Origin of the sequence: Parafrankia sp. EAN1pec, from assembly GCF_000018005.1 — a bacterium.
GTDB lineage: Bacteria > Actinomycetota > Actinomycetes > Frankiales > Frankiaceae > Parafrankia > Parafrankia soli.
Genome location: NC_009921.1, coordinates 6653566 through 6666377 on the forward strand (window position 1 = coordinate 6653566; position 12812 = coordinate 6666377).

Annotated in this window: 5 protein-coding genes; all 5 read left to right on the plus strand. The window is 73.5% G+C overall.

The window, feature by feature from the left end:
• Positions 1–500 precede the first annotated feature (500 nt).
• A complete protein-coding gene (locus tag FRANEAN1_RS27115) occupies positions 501–3146 on the plus strand; it encodes an acyltransferase family protein (RefSeq protein WP_347176779.1) in 2646 nt (881 codons plus the stop codon).
• Positions 3147–3210: 64 nt separating this feature from the next.
• Complete coding sequence (gene gmd / locus FRANEAN1_RS27120) at positions 3211–4200, plus strand: GDP-mannose 4,6-dehydratase (RefSeq protein ID WP_020462961.1); 990 nt, start codon at positions 3211–3213, stop codon at positions 4198–4200.
• 165 nt (positions 4201–4365) lie between these two features.
• Entirely contained in the window at positions 4366–6072 is a 1707-nt protein-coding gene (locus FRANEAN1_RS27125; protein WP_020462962.1) for a hypothetical protein, read from the plus strand.
• A complete protein-coding gene (locus FRANEAN1_RS27130; protein WP_020462963.1) occupies positions 6069–7436 on the plus strand; it encodes a glycosyltransferase family 4 protein in 1368 nt (455 codons plus the stop codon). Before FRANEAN1_RS27125 ends, FRANEAN1_RS27130 begins: the two co-directional genes overlap by 4 nt.
• The gene (locus FRANEAN1_RS27135; protein ID WP_020462964.1) at positions 7433–12451 is read left to right on the plus strand and encodes an alpha-(1->3)-arabinofuranosyltransferase family protein; all 5019 of its coding nucleotides are present in this window, start codon (positions 7433–7435) and stop codon (positions 12449–12451) included. The genes FRANEAN1_RS27130 and FRANEAN1_RS27135 overlap by 4 nt, the downstream gene beginning before the upstream one ends.
• The last annotated feature ends 361 nt before the right edge of the window (positions 12452–12812 follow it).

Sequence of the window (12812 nt, forward strand, 5' to 3'; positions counted from 1 at the left end):
CCCGACGATCTGGACATACCAGATGAATCGCGCGGAACTGGGAGACCGTCGGGATCACCGGCGGTGACCGACGGTGAGCTGCTGTCAGGCACCCGCGGAAGGTACCAATGCTGGCCCATTGGAGGTATTGCCGAGCCCGACATCTCCGGTCTGGGACTACCACTCGTTTCCCCTGACCGGAACCGCGGATTAGCCTTGCCGATCGGGCCCATGTGCTGCTCCCGGTACGCGAACGGACACGGCACCGTCCGTGCCAGGCCCCGTCCGGCTCGATCCGGCGGCCTGCCGCCACACCTGCGCACCTACGACATCGGAAGGGGACCGGGCTGAGCCGCCGAGACACCGACACCTACCCGCTGGCTCGCCCCCGCCCCGGTCAGCCGGAGGACGACCACGCCGCCGAGCGCAACCCGCGGCGCCCCGTCCGGGACCGGCGCAGAGCCGCGGACCGACGCGCGGACACGGACAGTGGCACGGACCACGACGAGGTCACAGACCATTTGGACAGCCTGTATCTCGACCGGTCCCGGCTCGACGCCGCCTACCAGGACGACGCCTACCCGGACCCCGAGGGCCGCCTGCGCCGGGCCGGCGCGTACAGCGGCGACGAGACCGAGCACATCGAGCGCCGGGCCGCCGCCTCACGCGACCCACGTGAGGCGGCACGCGACGCCGACGATCACACCCGCGTCATCGCCCGCCCCCGCGTCCCAGCCCGTGCCGGGCGAGCCGCCCGCACGGGGCGCCCCGCGGGCGACCGGAGCCCGCGGGGCGGCCACGAGCTCGTCGGGAGCGGCCCGCCGCGCCCGCACGGCGCCGAGCCGGCCGAGGCCCGCCGGTCCGGTTCCCGCCAGCCGGTGGCCGACCCGTCCAGGCGACGCGAGCCGGGCGGGCCGCGCACGCCGCGACAGCCGGGCACGTCACGGCAGACAGGCACGTCACGGCAGCCGGCCGGCGGGCGAGGCGCGGGCGAGGCGGACGACCTCCTCGAAGCGGACGACCTCCTGGAGGCGGACAGGCCCGGTGCCCGCGCCCGCGGCGCCGCCGACCCGCATGCGACCGGCCCGCTCGAGACCGGGCAGCCGGACGACGGATCGCCGGAGACCGGGCCGCTCGAGACCGGACCACTCACGGCACCGGTACTGGCACCATTGGGCCACTCTCCCGCGCTGGACGGCCTGCGCGCCCTCGCCGTCCTCGGGGTGATGGCCTACCACGCGGGCCTGAGCTGGATGCCGGGCGGACTGCTCGGCGTCGACGCCTTCTTCGTCCTCTCCGGATTCCTGATCACCGGCCTGCTGGTGGCCGAGTACCGGACCACCCGGCGCATCGACCTGAAGTCGTTCTGGATCCGCCGCACCCGACGTCTGATGCCGGCACTGCTGACGATGATGCTGGGCGTGGCGGCCTACGCCCGGTTCGTCGCCCAGCCCAGCGAGGTCGAGACACTGCGCGTGGACGCGCTGTCGACCCTCGGGTACGTCGCCAACTGGCGGTTCGCGCTGTCGGACCAGAGCTATTTCGACCACTTCTCCGCCCCGTCCCCGCTGCTGCACACCTGGTCGCTGGCGGTGGAGGAACAGTTCTACGTCCTGTGGCCGCTCGCCGTCTACCTGCTGATGTGGCACAGCGGGCGCACCACGGCGCGCTGGCGCAACCAGCGCCACAAGGCGCAGACCCTGATCCTGACCGTCGCCGTGCTGGGCGCGGAGGCGTCCGCGCTGCTCGGGCTGCTGCTGGTCGTGCTGGGCGCGGACGCCTCCCGCATCTACTACGGCACGGACACCCGCGCGCAGGCGCTGCTGGCCGGCGCCGCACTGGCTGTGTGGCGGATCCAGCGGCGGACACCGCTCACCGAGCGGACGAAGAAGGGCCTGTCCGTCGCCGGCTGCCTCGCCGGGGTGGCGATGCTCACGGTCTGGGCGACCGTCGACGGCGAGAGCCGGGTGCTCTACTCCGGCGGCTTCCTGGGCGTGGCGGTGATCGTGATGCTGCTGATCGCCTCGATCGTCGAGGTGCCCCGCGGGCCGGCCGCGCGGGTGCTGTCGCTCCCGCCACTACCCACCATCGGCCGGGTCTCCTACGGCCTCTACCTGTGGCACTGGCCGGTCTTCCTGACCGTCACCGCGGCCCGCACGGGGCTGAGCGGCGCGGCGCTGCTGGGCGTGCGCGCGGCCGTCACGGCGGCGATCACCATCGCCTCGTTCCACCTGGTCGAAAACCCGATCAGGCGACGGAAGATCCGTTTCCCCATGCCGCGGGTCACCGTCCCGGCCTCGATCTGCGCGGTCGTCGCCCTGGTGATGGTCGCCACGATCGCGGACCCGTCCGCCGGCCGCGGCGCGGCGGACCTGGAGCAGCTGGCCGCGCGGGCCGCCACCGCGGCACCGCCGACGGCCCGGGCCGAGCCGGTGACGGGCCGCCCGCTGCGGGCCGTCCTGGCCGGGGACTCGCTCGCGCTCACCCTCGGCTTCAGCGAGTTCTCCACGGCCGCCGCCCGCGAGGGCCTGGAGATCCACGACGCCTCCCAGCTCGGGTGCGGGGTGACCCGCTCGCCGCGCCGCCTCCTCATGGGCGAGGTGAACCTGCCACCTCCGGGGTGCGACCAGTGGCCCACCCGCCTCAGCCGGAAAGTCGACGAGCTCCGTCCCGACCTGGCCATGCTGCTGGTCGGGCGCTGGGAGGTAACCGACCAGGACCTCGAGGGCCGACGGACCCACATCGGTGATCCGGCGTTCGACGCCTATCTCGGGCGCGAGCTCGACCTGGCGATCACCACCCTCTCGGCCCGCGGAGCGAAGGTGGTGCTGCTGACCACCCCGATGTTCGAGGAGGGTGAGGCGGCGGACGGCAGCATCTACCCGGAAACCCGGGCCGACCGGGTGATCCAGTTCAACAAGCTGCTTCGCCAGGCCGCCGCGCGGCACTCCGCCGTCACCACCGTCATCGATCTCGCCGCGGCACTCAGCCCGGGCAACGAGTACCGCGGTGAGATCGACGGCGTTCGCGTGCGCGACGACGACGGTGTTCACATCAGCAACGGCGGTGGAGCGCGGGCCGGCCAGATGGTGCTACCCGAGCTTCTCAAGCTGGCCCGCCCGGCCACGGCGCGTGGTGCCGACGGGCCGGCCCCGGCACCCGAGTGACCCGGCCGCTTTACCTGACGCTAACCTTCCGCAGCAGTACTCCACGGGCCACAGGAGGATGATCGTGCCTCGCGCGCTGATTACGGGAATCACCGGCCAGGACGGGTTGTATCTGGGGGAGTTGCTGGTTGGGCGGGGTTATGAGGTGTTCGGGCTGGTGCGCGGGCAGTCGAACCCGAAGGTGGCGACCGTGGAGCGGCTGGTGCCGGGGGTCGTGTTGTTGGAGGGTGATCTGACGGATCTTCCGTCGTTGATCGGCGCGGTGGAGATCTCCCAGCCCGACGAGGTGTACAACCTGGGCGCGATCTCGTTCGTCGGACTCTCCTGGAAGCAGGCGGAGCTGACCGGGGAGACGACGGGTATGGGGGTGCTGCGGGTTCTGGAGGCGCTGCGGATCGCGGGCGGTAACGACCTGTCCCGGGTGCGTTTCTACCAGGCGTCGTCGTCGGAGATGTTCGGAAAGGTGCGGGAGACGCCACAGCGAGAGACGACGCCGTTTCATCCACGTTCCCCGTACGGGGTGGCGAAGACGTTCGGGCATTACCTGACGGTGAATTACCGCGAGTCGTACGGGTTGTTCGCGTGTTCGGGGATGCTGTTCAATCACGAGTCGCCGCGGCGGGGGATCGAGTTCGTGACGCGGAAGATTTCGCGGGCGGTGGCGCGGATTTCACTCGGTCTACAGGACTCGGTGTCCCTGGGGAATCTCGAGTCGCGGCGCGACTGGGGTTTCGCGGGGGACTATGTGGACGCGATGTGGCGGATGCTCCAGCAGGACACCCCGGACGACTTCGTGGTGGCGACCGGCGAGACCCACAGCATTCGTGAGTTGTTGGACGTCGCCTTCGCCCGGGTGGGCATCGAGGACTGGTCCGGCTATGTCCGCTCCGACCCGCGGTTCTTCCGCCCGGCCGAGGTGGATGTCCTCGTGGGCGACGCGTCGAAGGCTCGTGAGGTGCTGGGGTGGAAGCCCCGGATCGGCTTCCACGAGCTGGTGGAGATGATGGTCGACGCCGACCTCGCCACCGAGGCCGCTGCGGCGGACAGACACTGACCAACCGGTGACCGACGTTCCCCGGGTGCCCGCCACCGAGCCCGCACGACTGGCGCGGGCCGCACCACCCGCGCCGAGACCTGGCGTGGGTGAATACACACCCGGGCGCATGTCACGCCGTGTGATGGGGAGGGTACGCGCGTGCGCGACTCCGGGGGACAACCGATGAACCAAGGTCCAGCCACCGAGTCTCTTCCCCCGCAGGTGCGCGGGCGGCACCGTTCGGGCCGGCGGGATTCCGCGCTGGCACCGTCCCAGCCGCTCGGGTCGGCGCAGGTAGCGGGCCAGGGGCTGCAGGAGGAGCCGCCGCCCGGCACGCGGGGAGTGCCCGGTCCGGCGGTGATTCCCGGGCAGGCGACACAGCCGCGTCGGCAGCACCCGAGCCTCGCGGCCTTCCCCGGGCTCGCCGGCCTCGCGCCCGAGCGGCTGCGCGGCCAGAGCGACCGGATCCGGGCGGCCATGCGGGGCGCGATCCCCCTCGCCCTCGCCGGGCTGATCGCCAACGCGGCCAACCTCGGGGTCACCCTGGTCATCGCGCGGGCCATGAGCACCCGCTCCTACGGCGCCGTCGCGCAGCTTTTCGCGATCTTCTTCGTCGTCTCGATGCCGGGCAGCGCCCTGCTCGTCGGTGTCGTCCGGCGGATCACGAACTGGCAGCACACCGGCCAGGCCGACCTGATCGACGAGTGGATCGGCCGGGTCCGCCGGGCCGGCGTCATCATGGTCCTCGCCGTCGCCGTCCTGGCGATCATCGCGCGCGGGTTCGTCGCCCGCGAGCTCTCGCTGCCCGGAGCCGGCGGGGTCGCCGAGATCATCATCGCCGGAGCGGCCTGGTGCCTGCTGTGCGTCGACCGCGGGCTGATGCAGTGCGGGCGGCTTTACCCGTCGCTCGCCGCGAACCTGCTGGTGGACGCGGCGGTCAAGAGCGGCTCGACGATCGCGCTGGTCCTGGCCGGACTGGACGAGGCCGGCGCGGCCATCGCCGTGCTGCTCGGGGTACTCGCCGCACTCGCGCACACCCGTTACAGCCTGCGCCGGCACCCGTCGGCGATCATGCAGGCCGACCCGACCCGCCCCCAGGCCCAAGCGCCGCCGGCCCCCACCCAGCTCCCGGCCCCCACCCAGCTCCCGGCACCGCCGGCCCGCCAGCGCCGGCTCACCGGCGGCCGGTTGGGATCGCATCCGGCGGCGGGGCGTGGCGACGCCGACACCGGGGCGACGACGCTGCCGCTGCCGGTCGCCGGGCCGGCGGCCACCGCGGAGCCGCGGCGGCTCGCCATCGAGGTCGGCGCCGCGCTGGTGACACTGGCGTTCCTCGGTGTGCTGCAGAACATCGATGTGCTGCTGCAGGGCCGGCTCGCCCCGGACGAGTCGGGCTCCTACGCGGCCGTCTCCGTGGCGGCGAAGGTGATCGTGCTGGCCGCGATCGTCCTGGCCGGGTTCCTCCTGCCCGAGGCCGCGGACCGCAACCATCTCGGGCAGCATGCGCTGCATCAGCTCGGTGCGACGCTGGCGATACTCGCGGTGCCCGCGGTGGGGCTGCTCACCGTAGCGGCGATCGCACCCGACACACTGCTGTCGCTGGCTTTCGGGCCGCGTTTCACCAGTGCCTCCGGCGCTCTCCTCCCGCTGGCCGGAGCTATGACCTGTCTCGGAGCGACCGTGTTGTTCTCCCACTATCTGCTGGCTCTCGGCAAGCGTGCCGTGCTGGCCGTGCTCGCCGTCGCGACCGGCACCGCCGTCGCCCTCATGGCCTGGGCGCAGGGCTCCCCCGTGTCGACCGCGCGGGCGAACTTCGGCTGCCAGGCCGTGCTCGCCGTCGTCACCGGGCTGATGGTGCTCGCCGCCGCCCGCCGGACGGCCCGCGCGTGAGCACGCTGCCGGAGGGCTCACTGCGCCCCACGACCATTCCGCCGCTGCCGGCACCGCCGTCCGCCGCCGGGCAGGTGCCCCTCGTCGGCACCGGGATGCCCGGGCTGACCGAGCAGTTCGTCCCGTCGGCGACGTCCGAGCGGCTGCTGGCCGGCCTCGCCGACGCGCTGCCCGCGCAGCCCACACTGGCGGAGCTCGTCGAGACCTCGGGGATGCGCCGCATCCACATGCTGGCCTGGCGGGATCTGGACGACCCCGAAGCGGGTGGCTCCGAACTGCACGCCGACAAGGTCGCCGAGCGGTGGGCCGCCGCCGGCGTCGACGTCAGCCTGCGCACCGCCGAAGCACCCGGCCACCCCGAGACCACGCGGCGCAACGGCTACCAGATCGTCCGCAAGGCCGGCCGGTACTCGGTGTTCCCGCGGACGGCGACGTCCGGCGCGCTGGGCCGCACCGGCCCGTGGGACGGCCTGGTCGAGATCTGGAACGGGATGCCGTTCTTCTCCCCCGTCTGGGCGCGCTGCCCGCGGGTGGTGTTCCTGCACCACGTCCACGGCGCGATGTGGCGGATGGTGCTCTCCCCCAAGCTGGCCCAGGTCGGCGAGACCATCGAGTTCAAGGTGGCGCCGCCGCTGTACCGGCGCACCCGCATCCTCACCCTCTCCCAGTCGTCCCGGGACGAGATCATCGAGCTGCTCGGCCTGCCCGCGGGGAACATCTCGGTGATTCCCCCGGGCATCGACTCCTCGTTCAGCCCCGCCGGGGAGCGCTCCGCACGCCCGCTGGTGCTCGCCGTCGGCCGGCTGGTGCCGGTGAAGCGGTTCGACGTGCTGATCGACTCGCTGATCCGGGCGCACGACGAGCACCCCGCGATGGAGGCCGTGATCGTCGGCGAGGGCTACGAGCGCCCGGCGCTCGAGGCGCGCATCGCCGCGGCGGGCGCGGGCGACTGGCTGCGGCTGGTCGGCCGGGTGGACGACGCGGGTCTTCTCGACCTCTACCGGCGTGCCTGGGTGCTCACCTCGGCCTCCGCCAGAGAGGGTTGGGGCATGACGATCACCGAGGCGGCCGCCTGCGGGACGCCGTCCGTCGCGACGAAGATCGCCGGGCACACCGACGCCGTCGCGGACGGCGTGTCCGGCCTGCTGGTCGAGGACCCGAACGACCTGGGCAAGACCCTGGCCGGCGTGCTGTCCGACCCCGAGCTGCGGGCCCGGCTCTCCGCCGGCGCGCTCGCGCACGCGGCGACGTTCACCTGGGAGCACACCGCCCGCTCGACCTACCTCGCGCTGGTCAACGAGGCCGCCCGCCGCCGGCTCGTCCGCCGCCCCGCCCCGAGCTCGCGCTCGGGCGCGCCCCGGTGACCTTGACCGCTCCGGCGTCCGGAGCCGCCCATCCCGACGGGCCGGCCCCGGGCGCCACGACGGGCCCCGGCGGCGCGCCGCCCTCCGATCACCCGCGCCGGCAGGGGCGGCTCGGCCGGGTCCGCCGGCTGCTGCCGTCCTGGCCCGCGCTGGTACTCGCCGCGCTGGCCTACATCCCGCTGCTGGCGACGGCGCCGGGGCGGATCGGCGCCGACACGAAGGCCTACCTCTACCTCGACCCGGGCCGGATGCTGGCCCGCGCGGTGTCGATGTGGGACCCCGACGTCGGCATGGGGACCGTCACCCACCAGAACATCGGCTACCTGTTCCCGCAGGGCGCGTTCTACTGGCTCGCCCAGCTCGCCGGGCTGCCCGACTGGGTGGCGCAGCGGCTGTGGACGGGCTCGATCCTGTTCGGCGCGGGCGCCGGCGTGCTGTTCCTGCTGCGCACGTTCGGCTGGGCGAACCGCTACGCGTTCATCGCGGCCCTCGGGTACATGCTCACCCCGTACACGCTGGAGTACGAGGCGCGGATCTCGGCCATCCTGCTGCCGTACGCGGGCCTGGGCTGGCTGATCGGCATCACCGTGCGGGGGCTGCGCGAAGCCGGCGCGGACGACCGCTCCCGCGCCGCGGACACCCCGCGCCTGGTGCGCTGGCGCTCGGGCTGGCGCTGGCCGGCGGCGTTCGCGCTGATGGTCACCCTGATCGGCAGCATCAACGCGTCCAGCCTGATCTTCATCCTGTTCGCTCCGCTGCTGTGGGTGCCGTTCGCGGTGTGGGGCACCCGGGAGGTCCGTCTCGGCACCGCCCTGACCCTGTGCGGGCGGGCGGTCGCGCTGGTCGTCGTGACGTCCGCCTGGTGGATGGCCGGTCTGTACACCCAGGCCGGCTACGGGCTGAACGTGCTCGCCTTCACCGAGACGGTGAAGACCGTGGCGAGCAGCTCGCAGGCGTCCGAGGTGCTGCGCGGCCTGGGTAACTGGTTCTTCTACGGCGAGGACGCGCTCGGCCTGTGGATCGGCCCGGCCAAGGACTACACCGGCAGCCTGGTGATCATCGCGATCAGCTTCGCGGTGCCGATCCTGGCCCTGGTCGCCGCGTCCTGCCTGCGGTGGGGCCAGCGCGCGTACTTCGTGGCGCTGATCGCGCTGGGCACGACGATCGCGGTCGGCGTCTACCCGTACGACCACCCGTCCCCGCTGGGCCGGGTGTTCCGCGACTTCGCCGAGGGCTCCACCGCGGGCCTGGCGCTGCGGTCGCTGCCGCGTGCCGTCCCGATGGTCGTCCTGGGGCTCTCGGTGCTGCTCGCCGGTGGGCTCGCCGTCCTGGACCAGCGGTACGCGGCCCGCCGCGCACAGGCCCGGGCCGGCGCGTCGTCCACGACCGATACCCCGCGGCCCGCGGCCGGTGCTCTACGGCTGCGCGGGCGCACGGTGCCGACGCTGGCGTTCGGCGGGGTGGCGCTGCTGCTCGTGCTGAACATGTCACCGCTGTTCCGCGGGCACTTCATCGAGCCGCTGCTGGACCGGCCCGAGGACATCCCCGGCTACGAGCAGGAGCTCGCCAGCGCGCTGGACGCCGTCGCCCCCGACGCGACCGGGGAACAGACCCGGGTGCTGGAGCTGCCCGGCGCCGACTTCGCGCACTACCGCTGGGGCACGACGCTCGACCCGGTCATGTCCGGGCTGATGGACCGGCCGTCCGTGGTCCGCGAACTCATCCCCTACGGCGACGCCGGCTCCGTGGACCTGCTGCGCTCGCTGGACCGGCGGATGCAGGAGGGCGTGCTCGACCCGGCTTCGATCCCCGACATCGCCCGGCTGATGAGCGCCGGCGACGTCGTGCTGCGCAGCAACCTGGCCTACGAGCGGTTCCGGACCCCGCGCCCGCGCGCGACCTGGGACCTCGTGGCCAACCAGCGCCCCGCCGGGCTGGCCGAGCCGCGCACGTTCGGACCTCCGGTGCTGGAGGACCCGGGCATCCCCTACACCGACGAGATCACCCTGGGCACCAACGCCGACGTCATCGACCCGCCGGCCCTCGCCGACTTCCCCGTCGACGACCCGCACCCGATCGTGCGTGCCGAGCGCACCGACGCCCCGCTGCTGGTCAGCGGCAACGGGGAGGCCCTCGTCGACGCGGCGGCCACCGGCCAGCTCGACGCGGTGCTCAACGACGGCCGCACCATCCTCTACGCCGGTGACCTCGCCAGCGACCCGCAGCGGCTGCGCCAGGCCCTGGACGACGGCGCCGAGCTGCTGGTCAGCGACACCAACCGGCTGCGCGCCGAGCGCTGGACGGGCATCCGGGAGAACTTCGGCTACGTCGAGCAGCCCGGCGTCACCCCGCTGGCGAAGGACGCCAACGACAACCGGCTGGTGCTCTTCCCCGACGCCGGCCACTCGGCGCAGACCGTCACCCAGATGCACGCACCGGGCTCGGAGGCCCAGGTCGCGGACGTGCGGGCCACCGATTACGGCAACACCTTCTCCTACGGGGTCTCCGACCGCCCGGTGCTCGGCGTCGACGGCAGCCTGGACTCGGCCTGGCGGGTCGGCGCGTTCACCGACCCGGCGGGCGCCGCCTGGCAGGTCGACCTGGCGAAGCCGACGACCACCGACCACATCCGCGTCGTCCAGCCGCTCAACGGCCCGCGCAACCGGTGGATCACCAGGGCGACCCTGACCTTCGACGGCGGCTCTCCGGTCACCGTCGACCTGCGGGACTCCTCCCGCACCCAGGCCGGCCAGACGATCACCTTCCCGTCCCGGACGTTCACCACACTGCGCATCCACGTCGATGCCACGAACTTCGGGGTGCGGCGGACCTACGACGGGCTGTCCGCCGTCGGCTTCGCCGAGGTGGAGATCCCCGGCACCAACGGGAAGCCGCTGACCGCGGAGGAGGTGCTGCGCCTGCCCACCGACACCCTCGACGCCGCCGGCGCCTCCTCCCTCGACCACCGGCTGAGCCTGCAGATGTCCCGCGACCGGGCGAACCCCGCCGAGCCGTTCCGCCGCGACCCCGAGCCGACGATGGCACGCTCGTTCACGCTGCCCACGGCGCGCACGTTCGCGCTCACCGGCACCGCCCGGATCTCCGCCTACGCCTCCGACCAGCTCGTGGACGCGACCCTCGGCCGGGCCGGAGCCGCGCCGACGGTCACCTCCTCCGGCCGGCTGCCCGGCGCGCTCGCCGCACGCGGGTCGAGCGCGTTCGACGGCGACACCACCACGGCGTGGAGCCCCGGCATCGGCGACCAGATCGGCTCCTGGCTCCAGGTGACCTCGCCGACCCCGGTCACGTTCTCCTCGATGAACCTCGCCCTCGTCACCGACGGGCGGCACTCCGTACCCACGAAGATCGGCATCATGGTGGACGGGCGTCGGGTCGGCGCGGTCGCCGTCCCACCGGTCGCCGACACGCCGGTCAGCTCGCAGACCCGCAACGCCGCCCAGAACGTCAGCCTCACCTTCCCCGCGGTCACCGGCAGCGCCATCCGGCTGGTCGTGGACGACGTCCGCACCGTCACCAGCGTCGACACGATCAGCGGCGCGGTGATGGACCTGCCGGTCGGCATCGCCGAGGTCGTCGTACCGGGCCTGGACGGCACCGCCGGCGGAACGGGCCGCGGCTCGGCCGCGACCACCGCTCCCGGCACCGCCGGCTCACCCGCCACCGCCACGGCCACCGGTGCCGACACCGGCGCTGTCACCGGAGCCGCAGCCGGCCTGACGATCACCGCGGTTCCCGGGACCACCGGGACGGCGGCGACCGGTACCGCGGACATTCCCGCCCCCTGCCGCACCGACCTGCTGACCATCGACGGCGCACCGGTCGGGATCCAGGTCACCGGAAGCATCAAGGACGCAGCCGGCCGCGCCGGACTGACGGTGCGGGCCTGCGGGACACCGGTCACCCTCAACGCGGGTGACCACGTGGTGCGCACCTCCAACGGCGCGCTGACCGGGATCGACGTCGACCGGCTGCTGCTGGCCTCCGACGCCGGCGGCGGAGCCTGGCTCGACGCCACCGGGGCGGGCCCCGGGACTGCCGCCGTTCCGGGCTCGGCCGGCACCGGCGCGGGTGGCACCGGTGTGGCCGCGGCCGCCACGAGCGGCAGCGTGGGCGGGACCGCACCGACCGTGAAGGTCGAGGCGACCAGCGACACCTCGTTCCGCGTGGATGTCAGCGCCGCGACCCCGGGCAAACCGTTCTGGCTCGTGCTGGGCGAAAGCCGCTCCCCCGGCTGGACGGCCCGCGTCAACGGCCAGGACCTCGGCGAATCCCACCTGGTCGACGGATACGCGAACGGCTGGCGGATCGACCCGAGCGCCGGGAGCTTCACCGTCCTCCTCGACTGGGCACCGCAGCACATCGTCGGCATCGCGCTGAAACTGTCGGTGGTGACGGGCATCCTGAGCCTGGCGATCCTGCTGGTTGGGGCGTACCAGCGCCGCCGCGGCCGGAGCTGGCGCCATCTCGTCGGCTACCAGTACATCCCCGCGGGCACCGGCACCGGCGGAGTCGCCCGAGCGGGCACCGCGGGTCCAGGCCGGGCTGATCTGCCGACGGCGGATCCCTGGCGGGCCGGGCCGGGCCCGGCCCTCCGGGTGTCGGGCCGGTCGACGCTGCTCACGGCCCTGGCCACCGGGGCGGCGAGCGTGGTGCTGGTCGCCCCGCTGGCGGGACTCGTGGTTGCCGTGCTGACCGCCGCCGCGCTGCGGATCCCCCGCGCCCGGCCGCTGCTGCGCGTCGCCCCCGCCGCGTGCCTGGCTCTCAGCGCGCTCTACGTCCTCCAGGTGCAGGCCCGGCACGACCTGCCAGCCAACGGCTCCTGGGTGGCCGCGTTCGACCGAGTCGCCATGATCTCCTGGCTCACGGTCCTCCTCCTGGCCGCCGACATGATCGTCTCGCTGGTCCGCGCCCGCGCCGCTGCCCGGATCGCCTCGGGCACCGCCCCCGGGACCTCCACCGCTCCCGCCGCACAGGGCTCCCCGTCCGAGCTGTGACCGACGGTCACTGGCCCGGAGGTCGGTCGGTGCCCCGGAGGTCGGGCAGCGGGGGTGGGAGCTGGGGCCGGCGTGGCCCGGGGCCGGGGCCCGGGCCCGGGCCTCCGTGGGGTGTCGGGGCGGGTGTCGGGCTCGGCGGGGGCATGTCCGGTACGGCACCCCGAATCTCCGGTCGAAAAGTTACCGAGAGTAATTTCATCTCACCCTCCGTATAGCATCACCGCGTCATCGGCTACGAGCGGCTCTGGTCGACGAGCTTGCCGACCACGGGCCCTGACGAAGGGATGAGGCGCGGGGGTGCCACAGGAAATCACTTCGGATCGGGGAGCATCGCCTCAGGAGGCTGCCAACTCCGGCGAAC